This window comes from Salinifilum aidingensis (assembly GCF_054782015.1).
Window position 1 is genome coordinate 141389 of sequence record NZ_BAAGTH010000007.1, and the last position, 16673, is coordinate 158061.

Sequence of the window (16673 nt, forward strand, 5' to 3'; positions counted from 1 at the left end):
GGCTGGTTCTCAGGGGCGCAGTGCGGCGACGTCCACCGCGACCGGCACCGGTGCCGCGGTGAGCGGAACCGGGCCGTCGCCGCGGCTCGCGGTGTCCGCGGCCCGGTACCGCCCGCCGTCCAGCCGGTAGGTGGTGAGTTCGGTGACTCCGCCCGAGTCCTGCGTCAGGCTCCAGAAGTACGGAATCCCGGCGCTTTCGCAGGTGGTGAACTTGTCGCGTTGTTCGCTCGCCGTGTTCGCCGGTGACCAGATCTCGCCGAAGACCAGCACCGCGCGGGGAGCGAACGACGGACCGATCGGCCGCGTGTTCAGCACGGCCAGGTCGGGGACGAGCGCGGTCCGCCCCGGCACCGCGAACTCGACGCCGATACCGCCCACCGGGTGCAGATCGCTGTGCTGCGCTGCGCGGAACGCGGTTTTGCACGCGTGCACCAGCTCGTCCGCGGCCCACTGGTGCTGACCCGTCGGTGGTGGTGTCACGAGCCAGTACCCCTCGATCAGCTCCAGGCGCGAGCCGTCCTCCCTGGCGGCCAGCGCGTGCCAGTCGGCGATGGTGAACGGTCCCAGCTCGTGCTGGATCAGTGCGGTCACCGGGCATCACCTCGTTCCTTCACCGAACAGAATGCCAGAAGTCCGATCGGGCGCTGGTGCTGCGCAGCTCGTCGGTCTGTCCGGGGCGGCCGACGTCCACCGCGACCGGCACCGGTGCTGCGGTGAGCGGAACCGGGCCGTCGCCGCGCTCGCGGTGTCCGCGACCCGGTACCGTTCGCTCAATCGGGTTCGGCCGACTCCTCGGCGGCGGTCCCGCCGTCCGCCTCCGACTTGGATGGCCGGCCCCGCCGGCGCATCGCCCCGGTTCCCGCGGGCAGGCGTCCCGCATCGCTCAACGCCTTGCGCAGCAGGAACTCGATCTGGGCGTTGGTGCTGCGCAGCTCGTCGGCCGCCCAGCGGGCCAGCGCGTCGTGGACGGCCGGGTCCAACCGCAGCAGGACCTTCTTCCGCTCGGAGGCCACGGTCACCCGGTGTAGAGCGAGCCGGTGTTCACGACCGGTTGGGTGTCGTGGTCGCCGACGAGCACCACGAGCATGTTGCTGATCATCGCGGCCTTGCGCTCCTCGTCCAGTTCGACGACCCCGTCGCGGGTGAGGCGGGTCAGCGCCGAGTCCACCATGTCGACGGCGCCCTCGACGATGCGCTGCCGCGCCGCCACCACGGCATCGGCCTGCTGCCGGCGCAGCATCGCCGAGGCGATCTCCGGGGCGTAGGCGAGGTGGGTGATGCGGGATTCGATGATGCGCACGCCCGCCTGCTCCACGCGTTCGGCCACCTCGCCCGACAGGCGGGAGGTGATCTCGTCGGCGTTGTCCCGCAGGGACAGCCGGTCGCGGCCCTGCGCGTCGTAGGGGTAGCTGTTGGCGATGTGCCGCACGGCCGTTTCGGTCTGGGTGCCGACGAACTCCTCGAAGTCGTCCACGTCGAACATCGCCTGCGCGGTGTCGGCGACCTTCCACACGACGACGGCGGCGATCTCGATCGGGTTGCCGTCCGCGTCGTTGACCTTGCTGGTGCCGGTCTCGTGGTTGCGCACGCGGGTGGAGATCTTCGTCCGCGTGGTCAGCGGGTTGACCCATTGCAGGCCGTCGGTGCGCAGCGTGCCGACGTAGCGGCCGAGCAGCTGCAGCACGCGCGCCTCGCCCGGTGCGACAGCGGTCAGCCCGGCGAGCAGGACCACTCCCAGCACGAGGGCGGCGCTGGCGGCCACGAGCAGGACGACGCCCGCGGCGGAGCCGCCGGACGCGGCGAGGCTCAGGCCGCCGAGCACGTACATCGCGGCCGCGGCGACCACGAGCAGCAGCACGGCGCCGAGCACGCCCCACCCGCCCATCGCGCGGGTGCGGCGCTCGTGGCTCGGGGGCCCGGCCTCGCCCGTGGTGCCGGCCTCGCCTGTGACCCCGGCCTCGCCCGTGGTGCCGGTCCCGGTTCCGGTTTCAGTCCCGGTCGTCATGTTCGCTCCGTTCTGCCGCGTGCCGGCCCCGCGGGTGCGGGCTGCGCTCCGCCGGGAGCACGCCGCGCTGTCCGATCTCGGGAGGTCCCTCCCGAGCAACCACCCCAAGGATAGCGCAGTGATATCACTTTTCGGGAGGAGGTGCGAGCATCCGAACCGGATGCGCGTCGCGCGCGGCCCCGGGCCGCACCACCGGGCCGAACGGCACCGGTCCGCGAACGACACCGGGCCGGGGCGCCGCGCCGCCCCGGCCCGGTGCTCAGCGCAGTGCGGTCACCGCGGCACGGACGCCTCCCCCGGGCTGAGGAACCGCCTGCCGGTGACGGCCTCGGCGATGCCCGAGCGGTCCAGGTAGGGCGTGATGCCGCCCAGCCAGAACGGCCAGCCGGCGCCGAGCAGCATGCACAGGTCGAGGTCCTGGGGCCCGGTCACCACGCCCTCGTCGAGCATGATCCGGGCCTCCTCGGCCACGGCGCGCAGCGCGCGCTCGCGCACCTGCTCCGCCGTCGACGGGGTCTCGCCCTGCTTCCACAGCGCGGCCACGGCCGGGTCGAGCACGCGGTTGCCGGACTCGTCGGTGCTCCACACGCCGGTGTGCCCGCCCTCGACGAAGCGGCGCAGGTTCTCGGACAGGCCGAACCGGTCCGGGTAGGCCGCGTGCATCGTCCCGGCCACGTGGTGCGCCACGGCCGGGCCGACGAGCTCGAGCAGCTCCATCGGCGTCATCGGCAGGCCCAGCGGCGTCAGCGCCGCGTCGGCCTCCTCGAACGGGGTGCCCTCGTCCACCGCGGCGATGACCTCGCCGAGGAACCGGGTGAGCACCCGGTTGACGACGAAGGCCGGTGCGTCGGCGGTGAGCACGCAGGACTTCTTCAGCTTCTTGCCCACGTCGAACGCCGTCGCCAGCGCCGCGTCGTCGGTGCGCTCGGCGCGGACGACCTCGAGCAGCGGAAGCACGGCCACCGGGTTGAAGAAGTGGAAGCCGACGACGCGCTCCGGGTGGGCGAGCTCGGCGGCCATCTCGGTCACCGACAGCGAGGAGGTGTTCGTCGCCAGCACCGCCTCCGGGCCGACGTGCTGCTCGAGCTCGGCGAAGACGGTCCGCTTGACCGACATCTCCTCGAACACGGCCTCGATGACGAAGTCGGCGTCGGCGAAGGCCGCCTTGTCCAGCGAGCCCTGGACCAGGCCCTTGAGCCGGTTGCGCTGCTCCGGCGACACGCGGCCCTTCTCGGCGAGCTTGTCGATCTCGCCGTGGACGTAGGCCACGCCCTTGTCGATGCGCGCCTGGTCGACATCGGTGAGGACCACCGGCACCTGCAGGCGGCGCGCGAACAGCAGCGCCAGCTGCCCCGCCATGAGCCCGGCACCGACGACGCCGACCTTGGTCACCTTGCGCGCCAGGGACTTGTCCGGCGCGCCGGCCGGTTTCTTGGCGCGCTTCTGCGTCAGGTCGAACGAGTACAGGCCGGACCGGAGCTCATCGGTCATCAGCGCGTCGGCCAGGCCCTCGGTCTCGGCGGCGTAGCCGGCGTCGAGGTCGTTGTGCCGGGCCTGCTCGATGAGCTCGACGGCCTCGTTCACCCCGGGCGCGGCGCCGGAGGTCTTGCTCCGCACGATCTCGCGGGCGCGGGCCACGGCGTCGTCCCAGGCCTGGCCGCGGTCGATCTCGGGGCGCTGCACCGCGTGCTCCCCGGTGACCACCCGCGCGGCCCAGCGCACCGACTGCTCGAGGAAGTCGGCGCTGTCCAGCAGCTCGTCGAAGACGCCCAGGTCGCGGGCCTTCTTCGGGTCGAGCATGCGGTTCTGGTTCAGCGCGTTCTCGACGATGACCGTGACCGCGTTGTCCGCGCCGATCAGGTTCGGCAGCAGCTGGGTGCCGCCCCAGCCGGGGAAGAGCCCGAGGAAGCACTCGGGGAAGGCGATCGTGCCCGCCGCGGCCGAGACGGTGCGGTAGTGGCAGGACAGGGCGAGCTCCAGCCCGCCACCGAGCGCCGCGCCGTTGACGAAGGCGAACGTCGGCACCGACGACTCGGTCAGCCGGCGGAAGACGTCGTGCCCGCCCTGGGCCACCGCGTGGGCGTGCTCGCGCTCGGTGATCTCCGCGATGCCGTCGAGGTCGGCGCCCACGGCGAAGACGAACGGCTTGCCGGTGACGGCGATCGCGGCCGGTTCGGCGGCGAAGGCCTCGTCGAGGGCCGCGTCGAGGCTGGCCAGGCCGCCGGGTCCGAAGGTGGACGGGCGCTTGTGGTCGTGGCCGTTGTCCACCGTGACCAGCGCCAGCGGGCGGTCCAGGCCCGGCGCGTCGACCAGGCGGGTGCAGGCGTGCGTGACGACCTCGTTCGGGAAGAGCGCGGCGAAGTCGCCGCTGGTGCGGCTCGTCGCGTTGTCGTTGGTGACGGTCACCGGTCACCTCCGCGGTAGTTCGGGTTCTCCCAGATGACGGTTCCGCCCATGCCGAAGCCGATGCACATGGTGGTCAGGCCGTAGCGGACCTCCGGGTGCTCGGCGAAGTGCCGGGACAGCTGCGTCATGAGGCGGACACCGGACGAGGCCAGCGGGTGGCCGCAGGCGATCGCGCCGCCCCACGGGTTCACCCGCGGGTCGTCCTGATCGATGCCGAAGTGGTCCAGGAAGGCCAGGACCTGCACGGCGAAGGCCTCGTTGATCTCGAACAGGCCGATGTCGTCGATGCCCAGCCCGGCCCGCTGCAGGGCCTTCTCGGTGGCCGGGACCGGACCGACGCCCATGACCTCCGGTTCGACGCCGGCGAAGGAGTAGCCGACCAGGTACATGCCGACCGGCAGCCCCAGCTCTTCGGCAGTGTCGGCACCGGTGAGCACGCAACCGGTGGCGCCGTCGTTGAGCCCGGCGGCGTTGCCCGGGGTCACGTGCCCGTGCGGGCGGAACGGGGTCTTCAGGCCGGACAGCGAGTCCAGGTCGGTGCCCGGCCGCGGCTGCTCGTCCGCGGTCGCCAGGCCCCAGCCGCTGTCCGAGCGGGTGGCGACCGGCACGAAGTCCTGCTCGAACCTGCCCGCCTGCGCCGCTTCCGCGTAGCGCTGCTGGCTGAGCACGGAGTAGGCGTCGGTGCGCTCCTTGGTGATGCCGGGGAACCGGTCGTGCAGGTTCTCGGCCGTGGACCCCATCACCAGGGCGGAGGTGTCGACGAGGTCGTCGGAGACGAAGCGCGGGTTGGGGTCGACGCCTTCGCCCATGGGGTGGTTGCCCATGTGCTCGACGCCGCCCGCGATCGCGACGTCGTAGGCGCCGAAGGAGATGCCGCTGGACACCGCGGTCACAGCGGTCATGGCACCGGCGCACATGCGGTCGATGGCGAAGCCCGGCACGGACTTCGGCAGCCCGGCCAGCAGGGCCGCGCTGCGTCCGATCGTCAGCCCCTGGTCACCGATCTGCGTGGTGGCGGCGACGGCCACCTCGTCGACGCGTTCCGGCGGGATGTCCGGATGGCGTCGCAGAAGTTCGCGGATCACCTTGACCACGAGGTCATCGGCACGGGTCTGGGCGTACATGCCCTTGTCGCCGGCCTTGCCGAACGGTGTGCGGACACCGTCGACGAAGACCACATCCCGTGCCGCGGCCCGGTTCGGGCGGCTGCGGCTGTCGGCGTTCGCCGACGCTGGTGCGGCCACGGCGTGCTCCTCACTCGATGTGGGTGAACATTGGCGAGCCGGCCGGAGCGTCGACGCCGCGGGGGCCGCGGTGGCGATCCTGAGCTACCAGCCGGTAACCGCACTCTAGCGCTGATTACTCATTGGTAACCACCTGGGGCGTGGGGTTTCGCACACCCGCTCGGAGCGCTACTCGCCCAACGCCCGCGCCAGCGCCGCCGCGGTGAGTTCGACCTGCCACTCGCGGGCGCCGCTCGCGCGCAGCCACCCGGCGATCCCGGCCGCGTCCCGCTGCTGCGGCGGCTGCCAGCACAGCCGGCGCACCGACTCCGGCAGCAGCAGGTTCTCCACCGGTAGTGCGAAGCGCTCGGCGATGTCGTTGAGCGCTGACCGGGCCGCCGTCAACCGCGCCGCGGCCTCCGGGTCGCGGTCCGACCAGCGGTTCGCCGGCGGCGGTCCGTCACCGCCGCTCGCCGGAGCGGGCAGTTCCTCCTCGCCGAGCCGCTGCGCGCTGCGCAGCGCGCGCAGCCACAGCGACGCGCGGCGCCGCTGCTGCCGGCCGCCGAAGACCGGCAGCGCGGTGAGCTCCGCCTCCGTCGCGGGGTTCGCCCGGGCCGCCCGCACGATCGAGGAGTCCGGCAGCACCCGGCCGGGAGCGATGTCGCGCTGCTGCGCGTACTCGTCGCGCGCCTGCCACAGCGCGCGGACCGCGGCGAGCTCCCGCCGGCCGCGCACCTTGTGGATTCCGGAGGTGCGCCGCCACGGCTCCGCGCGCGGCGGCGCGGGCTCGGCGGTGCGGACCGCTTCGAACTCCTGCTCGGCCCAGGCGAGCTTGTCCTGGCGCTCCAGCTCGGCGCGCATCGCCGCCCGCAGCTCGACGAGCATCTCCACGTCGAGCGCCGCGTACACGAGCCAGTCGCGGGGCAGGGGGCGGCGGGACCAGTCCGCCGCGCCGTGGCCCTTCTCCATGCGGTGGCCCAGGACGCGCTCGACCAGCGCGCCGAGCGAGACGCGCTCGTAGCCGGCCAGGCGCCCGGCGAGTTCGGTGTCGAACAGCCGCTGCGGGTGCAGGTCGAGCTCCGCCAGGCAGGGGAGGTCCTGCGAAGCGGCGTGCAGGATCCACTCGGTTCCGCGCAGGGCCGAGACGAGCGGGTGCAACTCACCTGCCAGGGCGACGGGGTCGACCAGCAGCGTGCCCGTTCCCGCGCGGCGGAGCTGCACGAGGTAGGCGCGCTGCGAGTACCGGTACCCGGAGGCCCGTTCGGTGTCGACCGCGACCGGTCCCGTGCCGGAGGCGAGTGCGTGCGCGGCCGTGTGCAGGGCCTCCACGGTGTCGGTCACCGGTGGGACCCCGTCGGCCGGTTCGAGCAGCGGTTCGGGTTCAGCGGGTTCGGCGGGGCCGGACCCGACGGACTCGGGGCAAGCAGCTTCCACGGTGACCAGACTTTACGTGTTCGGTCGGCTCCCGTGGGGCCGTGCCCTCGGTCCGTCGGGTTCGATGTGCCACGAGTCAGCGGATGACGCCGGCTCGCATGGCCAACGCGACCATCTGCGCCCGGTCCCCGGTTCCCAGCTTGCGCCCGATCCGCGACAGGTGGCTCTTCACCGTGAGCGCGGACAGGTTGAGCGCTTCGCCGATCTCCTTGTTCGACCGGCCGTCGGCCACGAGTTGGAGGACCTCGACCTCGCGGGCGGACAGCTCCCGCGGTGTGTTGTCCGTCCCGGGGACGCGCGTGCCGGCGGCGAGCACCGGAGCCACGCTGGGATCGGCGTACACACCCCCGTCGAGCACCCGCCGCACCCCGTCGGTGACGACCATCGGCGAGGCGGACTTGAGCAGGTAGGCCTGAGCGCCTGCCTGGAACGCGGCCCGCACCGCGTAGGGGTCGTCGGAGGAGGCGAGCACCACGATCCGCGGCCATCCCTGGCCGCGGAGCTCGGTGACCAGTTCGATACCGGTCCCGTCCGGGAGTCCGAGATCGAGGATCGCGAGGTCGCACGGACCGGTGGCCAGAGCTCGCGCTCTCGCCTCGGCCATCGATGCGGCCTCGTGCACCGTGCCGGCACCCATCTGTAACAGCCGGGAGGATATGGCCTCCCGGAGCAGTGGGTGGTCGTCCACCACGAGCACCGTGAACAGCTCTTCCCGCGGGTGCGGGACCATGTTGGCCGGCAACGCGCCGGCCGGCGTGGAACGAGCGGCCTGACCTAAGCCGACGGCAGCCACGTCACTACCTCCCTGGAGTCGGTCGTGCCCCCCGACCGGCACCGGGACTCTCGACCAATCAGCCGCGCCACTGATCGACCGAAAGTGGTGTCGTCGGGGGAAGCGTAACCGCCCAAGCGGGTCAGTGGGACGATCAATCGGGTATGTATCCCGATCGAGTTGTGACGAGATCGGCACGAGTTCGCGCTTTCAGGTGATCTCCCGGTGTTTTGTTAACGCCGTTTCGTGGCCGATCGACATACAACAATACGCTCATCACAGGATCTTGCGCGCACAACGAGATTCCCCGGGCATCCGGCGGAGCGGCAGCTCCCGCGGAGGGGACGCGCCCCACCGCGGTTCGTGACGCGCCGCGTCTCGATCCCGGAGCCCGACCGGTCGCCCCCGGAGCACGAGCGGTCACTTCCCGCGGGCGTCCGCCGCGCCGCGGTGCTCCTCGGTACTGCTGGGGCGGCGGGCCTGCTGCGGTGCCGGGCCCGCTGCGGTGCTGGGAGTTCCGCCTCCGCCGGGCCGGGTGCCGCCGTTACCCGTCGGTGTGGCGGCCGAGCATGACCACGCCCTCCGGCGGAAGACCGCTGGCGTACCCCAGCAGCGCGTGGAAAGCCCGCGCGTGCGGCTCGAGGTGCGCGTCCGGAGCCGTCCACGACGCGCGCAGCTCCAGGTCGTGACTGCGCGCCGGGCCGGTGATCGCGCCGAAGCGGGAGGACGACGTCAGCGTCACCGTCCCGCCCAGCGCGCGGTGGGACGCCTGCGCCTCCTCCAGCGCATCGGTCAGCCACGACCACCCGACCGTCGGCAGCAGCGGGTCCGCCGCCAGCTCCGGGTCCAGCTCGGCCAGCAGGTACAACGCGAGGCGGAGATGACCGTCCCAGCCCTGCTGCCCCTCCGGGTCGTAGAGCAGCACCAGCCGCGCGGTCGCCTGCTCCTCGGCCGGTCCGGTGGCCTCGGCGCGCAGGGCGTAGCTCCACGGGGCCAGGCGTTTCGGGGGCGTGATCTCGGCCCACGCGACTTCGGCGCGCACCGGCGGCGACAACAACGCGGTCACCGCCTGCCGAAAGTACTCCTCAGCCTCCGACATCTCCGTCACTCCGGGGACTCTACGGGGATGCACCGTGCGCGCTGTCGCCGCCACGCCGAGTCGGTGCTGATCTTCGTCGCCACCCCGGCGGGCGCGCCGCAGCCCCCCGGCGGGTCCCGGCCGCGCCGACGATCTCGATCTCCGGCGTGCGACGATGGTCGGAAGAACGGTGCTCCGCCGCCTCCGACGGCGCTGCCACCCCGACATCGACTACGGACGTGTCCCCGATGACGAATCCCGCTCCGGCCTCCGCTCGCCGGGACCTCGCCGATGCCCCGCTGCTGGCCGCCGCGCGCGGTGAGCGCACCAGCCGCACCCCCGTGTGGTTCATGCGCCAGGCCGGCCGCTCGCTGCCCGAGTACCGGCGCGTGCGCCAGGGCGTGCCGATGCTGCAGGCGTGCCTCACCCCGGAACTGGTCTGCGAGGTGACCGCCCAGCCGGTGCGCCGCCACGGCGTCGACGCGGCCATCCTGTTCAGCGACATCGTCCTGCCGCTGTACGCCGCCGGTGTCGAGCTCGACATCGTCCCCGGCACCGGGCCGGTCGTGGAGTCGCCGGTGCGCACCGGCGAGGACGTCGCCCGGCTGCCGGTGCTGGCCGAGGAGCAGGTGACCCCCGTGCGGGACGCGGTGACCGCGCTGCTCGGCGAGCTCGGCACCACGCCGCTCATCGGGTTCGCGGGCGCACCGTTCACCCTGGCCTCCTACCTCGTCGAGGGCGGGCCGAGCCGCAACCACGAACGCACCAAGGCGCTCATGCACGGCCAGCCCCAGGTGTGGCACCAACTCATGACCAGGCTCGTCGACAGCACCCTCGCCTTCCTGCGCGTGCAGGTCGACGCCGGCATCGACGCGCTGCAGGTGTTCGACTCCTGGGTGGGGGCGCTGTCCCTGCGGGACTACCGCGAGTACGTGCTGCCGCACTCGCGGCGCATCTTCGCCGAGCTCGCCGACGTCACCGACATCCCGAAGATCCACTTCGGCGTCGGCACCGGTGAGCTGCTGGGCGCGATGCGCTCGGCCGGCGCCGACGTGGTCGGCGTGGACTGGCGCGTCCCGCTGGACGAGGCGGCGCGCCGCCTGCAGGAAGCGGAACCGACCTGGCGCGCGCCCGTGGTGCAGGGCAACCTCGACCCGGCGGTGCTCTTCGCCGGGTGGGACGTGGTGCGCGAGGAGGTCCGCCGCGTGCTGGCCGAGGGCGCGGCCGCCGGCGGGCACGTGCTCAACCTCGGCCACGGCGTCCTGCCGGACACCGATCCGGACGTGCTGAGCAGGATCGTCGAGTTCGTGCACGCGGAGACGGCCCGGTGACGCCGCGCATCGCGATCATCGGCGGCGGGATCAGCGGGCTCACCGCGGCCCACCGGCTGCGGGCCGAACTGGGGCCCCGCGCCGAGCTGCTGCTGTTCGACCAGGCGGATCGGATCGGCGGCAAGCTGCGCACCGTGCCGCTGGCCGGCGGGTACCTCGACCTGGGCGCGGAGGCGTTCCTCGCGCGCCGCCCCGAAGTGCTCGACCTCGCCGCGGAGCTCGGCATCCGCGAGGAGGTCGTGCACCCCAGCGGGGCGTCCTCGCTCATCCGCGCCGACGGCGCCACCCGCGCGATCCCCGGGGGCACGTTCATGGGTGTGCCGACCTCCGCGGACGCGGTCGGCGACGTGCTCTCGGAAGCCGGGGCGGCGGCGGTGCGGGCCGAGTCCGAACTGCCGCCGGTGCCCTGGGACGGTTCCGACGTCCCGGCGGGCGCGCTGCTGCGCGAGCGCCTCGGCGACGAGGTCGTCGACCGGCTCGTCGACCCGCTGCTCGGCGGGGTCTACGGCGGCGGGGCCGACGGGCTCGGCCTGCGCGCGACCATGCCCGCCCTGGCCGGCGCCCTCGACGCCGGAGCTCGGACGATCACCGAGGCCGCGGCGCGCGCGGCCGGGTCGAGCACCGCGGGCGGCCAACCGCGCCCCGGCCCCGTGTTCGGTGCGCTGCGCACCGGTTACCAGCAGCTGCTCGAGCGGCTGAGCACCGCCTCCGCGGCGACCGCGCAGCTCGGCACCGCGGTGCGCGGCCTGCGGCGGACCGGGACCGGGTGGCAGTTGGAGAGCGGCCCCGCGCCGCGGGGCGAGCACGTGGAGGTGGACGGCGTCGTGCTCGCCGTCCCCGCGCCGGCGGCCGCGCGGCTGCTGCAGGGGGTCGCCGAGGAGGCGGCCCGGCAGCTGAGCGGCATCGCCCTGGCGTCGATGGTGCTCGTGGGCCTCGCCCTGCCGCCCGGCGCGGTCCTGCCGGAGCGCTCCGGGGTGCTCATCGCCCGCGGGGAGCGGCACGCCGACGGGACGCCGTTCACCGCGAAGGCGTTCACCTTCTCCAGCGTGAAGTGGCCGCACCTGCGCGGCGCGCGCGGGGAACCGCTGCTGCGGGCGTCGATCGGTCGCACCGAGAGCGATCCGGAGCTGCGGTTCACCGACGCCGAGCTCGTGCGCCGCGTCCGCGGTGACCTGGCCGAGGTAGCCGGTGTGCACGCCGAGCCGGTTGAGACCGCGGTCGTGCGCTGGGGCGGCGGGCTGCCGCAGTACGGCGCGGGGCACGCCGACCTCGTGGCCGCGGTGCGGCACCGGGTGGCGGAGCTCGACGGGCTCGAAATCGCCGGCTCCTGGCTCGACGGTGTGGGCGTGCCCGCGTGCGCGTCCGCGGGGGAGCGCGCGGCCCGGGCGCTCGTGCGCGACCGCGTCGCGGGCTGACCCGCGCGCCGGGTGTCCCCTTGCCGTGACCCGGCCCGGGCTGTGATTTCGGCGGGGATCCCGCCGGGGCCGCGACGCCCGCTGCGCGCGCGGTGGGACGATGGTCGCATGGCGCGGCTGAACTACGAGGAGCTCAACAGCACGATCCGCTACACCATGTGGTCGGTGTTCCGGGTGGAGCAGGGAACGCTGCCGGAGAACCGGGAGCAGGCGGCGAAGGACGCGCAGGACTACCTGGACTCCCTGGCGGAGTCGGACGTGACCGTGCGCGGCGTCTACGATCTCTCCGGCCTGCGCGCGGACGCGGACTTCATGGTCTGGTGGCACTCCGGTGAACTCGACGCCCTGCAGGACGCCTACACGGGTCTGCGGCGCCGCACCGCGCTGGGCGGGTGCTCCGAACCGGTGTGGAGCGTGACGGCGCTGCACCGCCCCGCCGAGTTCAACAAGAGCCACGTCCCGGCGTTCCTCGCGGGCGAGGAACCGCGCGACTACGTGTGCGTCTACCCGTTCGTGCGTTCCCACGAGTGGTACCTGCTGCCGGACGACGAGCGGCGCACGATGCTCGCCAACCACGGCAAGGAGGCGCGGGACTTCCCGGACGTGCGGGCGAACACGGTGCCGGCCTTCGGGCTCTGCGACTACGAGTGGGTGCTGGCGTTCGAGGCGGACGAGGCGCACCGCGTGGTCGACCTGATGTGGCGGATGCGCTACACCGAGGCGCGACGCCACGTGCGCGAGGAGGTCCCGTTCTACACCGGTCGCCGCGTGGCGATCGGGGACCTCGTCCAGCGCCTGGCCTGAGGGAACCCCCGGTCCCGGCTCGGCGGCGGTGGCCGGTGCGCGCGACTGACCGGTGAACGCGGCGGAGGCGCCGCGTCCACCGCTGCCTCACCGCTGCGCCGGTTCGAGGCTCAGCGCCACCGAGTTGATGCAGTACCGCTGGTCGGTGGGCGTGGGAAAGCCCTCGCCCTCGAAGACGTGCCCCAGGTGGCTGTGGCAGCTCGTGCACAGCACCTCGGTGCGCACCATGCCCATCGAGCGGTCCTGGCGCAGGATCACGGCGTCCGTGCGCGCGGGATCGTAGAACGACGGCCAGCCGCAGTGCGACTCGAACTTGGTCTCGCTGCGGAACAGCTCCGCGCCGCAGGCGCGGCAGCTGTACACGCCCTCGGTCTCGGTGTCGACGTACTCGCCGGAGAACGGCGGTTCGGTGTGCGCGTTGCGCAGCACCGCGTACTCGTCGGGGGACAGCTGCTGCTGCCACTCCTGCTCGGACTTGCTCGTGGCGGCGTTGCGGGTCTCCGAATCCATGCCCCCACGTTAATAGGAGCGACTCCCCGCACGCCGCGGCCGGCGGTGCACGACCGCTCGCCGAGCGGGCGCCGGGGAGGTTCCGCGGAAGCCGGCGCTCGCCGGGGAGCCACCGCCGGCGGAGCGGTGGCCGCGAGCCGCGGAACGCGGTGCCGCAGGCGCGCGAGGCCAGGTCGTGCGGTGCCGATGCGCGGGTCACCAGGCGCGGGGGTCACAGGAACGTCTGGGCCATGTACACGAGCGCGTTCCACACGGTCACCGCCACCGCGAGCAGGATCAACCCGACGACGAGCACGACCACCACGCGGCGGTGCCCCTGGGCCCGGTTGGCGTGGTCGGCGAAATCGTCCACGCCCCGCAGCATGTCCTCGACGGTGGCGCGCGAGTACGTGTGGTGCATGCGTTGCAGGTGCGCGGCGAACGCGCGCACCTCGGGGTCGTCGTGGTCCAGCCCTTCCAGCTCGGTGGCGAACTGCTCGGCGGGATCCTGCCAACGCCGTCCCATCGCCTCACAGTAACGCAGGGTGGTGTCCGGGCGGGATGCCGCAGCGCCGACCGCGGGTCGCACCGCCGCGGACCGGACCGCCGAGTTCCCTCCCCTCCGCGTGGTCGGGATCACCTGCGCACGGCCGGGACGAGGTGGTGCGCAGCACCGCAGCCGTCAACGCGCCGACCGGGTGTGCTCCAGCTGTCCCCCGAGCGGCGGTAGCGGTGCGGTACCGCGGGGACCACGATCGACGGCGCCGGAAACACCCGTGACCCGGGAGGTCCCCATGGTCCGCACCGAGACCGAAACCCACGACGTCCACCTCGGCGGCTGCAACTGCTGCGGGGATTGCACCGGACCCGGATGCGGCTGCTGCGGCAGCTGCTAGTGGACTGTCCGCACGCTGAACGATCGGCGTGCGGGGGGAGCCGGTTGCCGGCTCGCGCCGCACGCCGAACGCGTGCCGGGCGGCGTTCAGCGCTCGCGCCGGGGAGGCCGGACCGGGCGCTGGTCCCCCGCCGCTGGCCTCCCCGTACGGCGAGCCTCCTGCGCGGGGCCCTCCTGCGCGGGGTGGGGTCGTACGCCGCTGTCCGTGCTGCTCCGCGCGCCGGTGCCCGCCCGGCTCACTCGGGGCAGACCATGTCGTCGGGTGGGGGAGTGCCCGACACGAGGAACCGCGTCACCGCCCGGGCGATGCAGGGGGAACCGGCGAGGGCACCGTGCCCGGCCCCCTGCCAGCGGAGGAGGACGCCGCTGGGCAACCGCCGCGCCATGTGCTCACTGCCCACCTGCCGCAGGTACGGGTCCACGGCGGTGCTCACCACCGGTACGGGCCCGATCCCGCGCCCCTCCGGTTCCGGCAGCGGCTGCTGCGGAACCGGCCACTGCGAGCACCACGCCAGCTGCTGCGCCGCGATCCCGCCGAACAGGGGGAAGCGGTTCACCCAGTCGGCGGCGTGGTGGGCCACGCGCTCCGGCGGCACCCGCTGGGTCGTGTCGTTGCACGTGGTGATCAACTCGCCGTCCAGCCGCGGCGGGGACTCTCCCCGCCCCCGCACCAGCGGTGCGAGGATCTCCGCGATACCGCGGCCGTCGCCGCGCACGGCCGCGCTCAACGCCTCCGCCAGCCGCGGCCACGCCGCGCGGTCGGTGAGCTCGAGCTGGATCGCCCGGACCACGTCCCCGGCGGAGACCTCGGTGCCCCCGGCCGGCAGCGGCCGCTGCCGGGTGCGTTCCACCAGCCCGCTGACCACCGCCCGCGGGTCCGGGCCGAGGGAGCAGCTCCCCGAGGAGGCGCAGTCCTCGGCGAACGCGTCGAACGCCGCCTCGCTCGCCCGGGCTTCGTCCTCGGCGCGGCCGACGGCGTCGCGCTGCGGGTCGAGCGCCCCGTCCAGCACCATCCGCCCGGTCGTGCGCGGGTGCCGCTCGGCGTAGGTCAGCGCCAGCCGGGAGGCCTCGCCCCGGGCGAGCATGTGCAGCCGCGGGACACCGAGCTCGCGGCGCAGCGACTCCAGATCCGCTGCGGTGCGCTGCGTGTCGTAGGCCTGGAGCCGTTCGTCGAGGCTGAGCAGGCACTGCTGGCTCGCGTTGCGCACCGAAGCCAGCAGCTCGTCCAACCGGGCGCGCTCCGCGGCCTTCGGGTCGAAGCCGACGATCGTCTCGCGCTGGTGCGGCGGGATGCACTCGGCCGCGTCGGACTCGCCGGTGCCGCGCCGGTCCACGCCGATGAGCGTGTAGGTCTCCAGCAGTTCCCGCGGCAGTTCGTGGGCGAGCCGCGCGGCCGCTGCCGTGCCGGGTTCACCGCGCACTCCGCTCAGCAGGACCAGGGGGATATCCCCGCTGCCGGTCCTGACCAGCGCGGTCTGGGTGATCCCCCGCACGGGCTGCTCCGGCGCGTCCAACGGGCTGAGCATGCGCGCGCAGGAGAACCGCAGCGGGGAGGGCTCGGCGCGGCCGATCTCCGCGAGCGTGCGGTCGGTGCAGTCGTCCCAGTGCAGCACGCCCTGCGCCGGCGGTCCCAGCGGCGGAACGGGCGGGGGTGCCGGCGCCCGCGGCTGCGGAGGGACCTGCTGCTCGCCGCCGTCGCCGCGCACGGCCACAGCGGGACGCTGCGACGGCCCAGCGGAACACCCGGTCACGGCCAGCAGCGCGAGCAGCGACAGCACGGCCAGAACCCGTCGGGGGCAGCGCGGCACGACGACTCCTCAGCGATGCGGCGGAACCGGGTGTGCGCCCAGCATCGCACGCCCGGGGTGAGATGTTGGAGCGGTACGAGTCGAGCGAACAGGAGGACACCGCACCGTGCGAGCCGCGCAGGCACCCCGAGGACAGTCGGAGCACCGTCCGCTGGTCGGATTCGGCCGGGCGTTCGGGGCGATCCCGCCGCCGATGCTCGTGCTCTGCGGGGTCATCAGCCTCCAGGTCGGCGCCGCGTTCGCCAAGCACCTGTTCGCCGTCGTCGGCGCGGGCGGCATGGTGTGGTTGCGGCTGCTGTTCGCCGCGCTCGTCCTGCTCGCGGTGTGGCGTCCCGCGCTGCGCGGGCGGAGCCTGCGCACGTGGCTGGTGATCGCCGGCTACGGAGCCGTGCTCGCGGGCATGAACATCGCGATCTACCACTCCATCGAACGCATCCCGCTCGGCGTGGCCGTCACCATCGAGTTCCTCGGCCCGCTGGCCGTGGCCGTGCTCGGCTCGCGGCGGAAGCTGGACCTGGTGTGGGCCGCGTTCGCCGCGGTGGGCGTGCTGCTGCTGGCGCGCGGCGACGGCGGCCTCGACGTGGTCGGCGTGCTGCTCGCCCTGCTGGCCGCCGTGTGCTGGGGCGGCTACATCCTCGTGGGCGGCAAGCTCGGCGAGCACACCCGGGGTGGTGCGGGGCTCGCGCTGGGCATGGCCTTCGGAGCGCTCGTGGCGACGCCGCTCGGGGCCAGTCAGGCCGGTGCGGAGATCGCGCGGCCCGAGGTGCTGCTGGCCGGGGCGGCGGTCGCGCTGCTGTCCTCGGTGATCCCCTACTCGCTCGAGCTGGAGGCGCTGCGGCGCATGCCCGCGAGCGTGTTCGGGGTGCTGATGAGCCTGGAACCGGCCGTGGCCGCGCTGGCCGGACTGGCCGTGCTCGGCGAATGGCTCGGCCCGTGGCAGTGGGTCGCGGTCGCCTGCGTCGTCATCGCCTCGGTCGGGTCGACCCGCACGCGGCGGATGTGACCCGCGGGCG

At 73.8% G+C, this 16673-nt stretch carries 15 protein-coding genes; 4 read left to right on the forward strand and 11 right to left on the reverse strand.

Features of this window, described 5'->3' with window-relative positions:
• Positions 1-9: 9 nt before the first annotated feature.
• The 8 genes from ACYVJE_RS11555 to ACYVJE_RS11590 form a co-directional block, all read right to left on the reverse strand.
• The gene (locus ACYVJE_RS11555) at positions 10-591 is read right to left on the reverse strand and encodes a Uma2 family endonuclease (RefSeq protein ID WP_461144432.1); all 582 of its coding nucleotides are present in this window, start codon (positions 589-591) and stop codon (positions 10-12) included.
• Between the two features lie 179 nt (positions 592-770).
• Complete coding sequence (locus ACYVJE_RS11560; protein WP_459159052.1) at positions 771-1013, reverse strand: type II toxin-antitoxin system antitoxin; 243 nt, start codon at positions 1011-1013, stop codon at positions 771-773.
• Between the two features lie 2 nt (positions 1014-1015).
• A complete protein-coding gene (locus tag ACYVJE_RS11565; protein WP_459159949.1) occupies positions 1016-1885 on the reverse strand; it encodes an SPFH domain-containing protein in 870 nt (289 codons plus the stop codon).
• A gap of 393 nt (positions 1886-2278) precedes the next feature.
• On the reverse strand, positions 2279-4411 hold the full coding sequence (locus ACYVJE_RS11570) for a 3-hydroxyacyl-CoA dehydrogenase NAD-binding domain-containing protein (protein WP_461144433.1): 2133 nt from the start codon (positions 4409-4411) through the stop codon (positions 2279-2281).
• Entirely contained in the window at positions 4408-5655 is a 1248-nt protein-coding gene (locus ACYVJE_RS11575) for a thiolase family protein (RefSeq protein ID WP_461144434.1), read from the reverse strand. Before ACYVJE_RS11575 ends, ACYVJE_RS11570 begins: the two co-directional genes overlap by 4 nt.
• A 168-nt stretch (positions 5656-5823) precedes the next feature.
• On the reverse strand, positions 5824-7068 hold the full coding sequence (locus tag ACYVJE_RS11580; RefSeq protein WP_461144435.1) for an HRDC domain-containing protein: 1245 nt from the start codon (positions 7066-7068) through the stop codon (positions 5824-5826).
• 76 nt (positions 7069-7144) lie between these two features.
• Positions 7145-7861: a response regulator gene (locus tag ACYVJE_RS11585; protein ID WP_459159056.1), complete on the reverse strand. Its 717-nt coding sequence runs from the start codon at positions 7859-7861 to the stop codon at positions 7145-7147.
• A gap of 523 nt (positions 7862-8384) precedes the next feature.
• A complete protein-coding gene (locus ACYVJE_RS11590; protein ID WP_461144436.1) occupies positions 8385-8948 on the reverse strand; it encodes a DUF3000 domain-containing protein in 564 nt (187 codons plus the stop codon).
• A 218-nt stretch (positions 8949-9166) separates the two neighbouring features.
• On the opposite strand from ACYVJE_RS11590, the gene hemE reads away from it, so the two are divergent.
• From hemE to hemQ, 3 genes are all read left to right on the forward strand, one after another.
• Positions 9167-10249, forward strand: coding sequence for a uroporphyrinogen decarboxylase (gene hemE, locus ACYVJE_RS11595; RefSeq protein ID WP_459159058.1), 1083 nt, complete (start codon positions 9167-9169; stop codon positions 10247-10249).
• Positions 10246-11664 (forward strand): protoporphyrinogen oxidase, encoded by a 1419-nt coding sequence (gene hemG, locus ACYVJE_RS11600; RefSeq protein ID WP_461144437.1) that lies wholly within the window; start codon positions 10246-10248, stop codon positions 11662-11664. The genes hemE and hemG overlap by 4 nt, the downstream gene beginning before the upstream one ends.
• A 108-nt stretch (positions 11665-11772) precedes the next feature.
• Complete coding sequence (gene hemQ / locus ACYVJE_RS11605; RefSeq protein WP_459159060.1) at positions 11773-12468, forward strand: hydrogen peroxide-dependent heme synthase; 696 nt, start codon at positions 11773-11775, stop codon at positions 12466-12468.
• An 87-nt stretch (positions 12469-12555) separates the two neighbouring features.
• On the opposite strand, the gene msrB is transcribed toward hemQ, so the two are convergent.
• From msrB to ACYVJE_RS11620, 3 genes are all read right to left on the reverse strand, one after another.
• Complete coding sequence (msrB, locus tag ACYVJE_RS11610) at positions 12556-12978, reverse strand: peptide-methionine (R)-S-oxide reductase MsrB (protein ID WP_459159061.1); 423 nt, start codon at positions 12976-12978, stop codon at positions 12556-12558.
• 211 nt (positions 12979-13189) lie between these two features.
• Positions 13190-13483: a hypothetical protein gene (locus tag ACYVJE_RS11615; RefSeq protein ID WP_459159062.1), complete on the reverse strand. Its 294-nt coding sequence runs from the start codon at positions 13481-13483 to the stop codon at positions 13190-13192.
• A 605-nt stretch (positions 13484-14088) separates the two neighbouring features.
• Positions 14089-15660 carry an alpha/beta hydrolase gene (locus ACYVJE_RS11620; protein ID WP_461144438.1) on the reverse strand — a complete coding sequence of 524 codons (1572 nt, stop codon included), beginning with the start codon at positions 15658-15660 and terminating at the stop codon, positions 14089-14091.
• A 106-nt stretch (positions 15661-15766) separates the two neighbouring features.
• Here ACYVJE_RS11620 and ACYVJE_RS11625 point away from each other — a divergent pair, with 106 nt between their 5' ends.
• Positions 15767-16663 carry an EamA family transporter gene (locus tag ACYVJE_RS11625; RefSeq protein WP_461144439.1) on the forward strand — a complete coding sequence of 299 codons (897 nt, stop codon included), beginning with the start codon at positions 15767-15769 and terminating at the stop codon, positions 16661-16663.
• Positions 16664-16673: the final 10 nt, after the last annotated feature.

Bases quoted from the DNA above. Each gene is read 5' to 3' on its own strand.
- ACYVJE_RS11565 (WP_459159949.1), bottom strand. From the start codon at position 1,885: ATGGGCGGGTGGGGCGTGCTCGGCGCCGTGCTGCTGCTCGTGGTCGCC.
- hemE (WP_459159058.1), top strand. From the start codon at position 9,167: ATGACGAATCCCGCTCCGGCCTCCGCTCGCCGGGACCTCGCCGATGCC.
- hemQ (WP_459159060.1), top strand. From the start codon at position 11,773: ATGGCGCGGCTGAACTACGAGGAGCTCAACAGCACGATCCGCTACACC.
- msrB (WP_459159061.1), bottom strand. From the start codon at position 12,978: ATGGATTCGGAGACCCGCAACGCCGCCACGAGCAAGTCCGAGCAGGAG.
- ACYVJE_RS11615 (WP_459159062.1), bottom strand. From the start codon at position 13,483: ATGGGACGGCGTTGGCAGGATCCCGCCGAGCAGTTCGCCACCGAGCTG.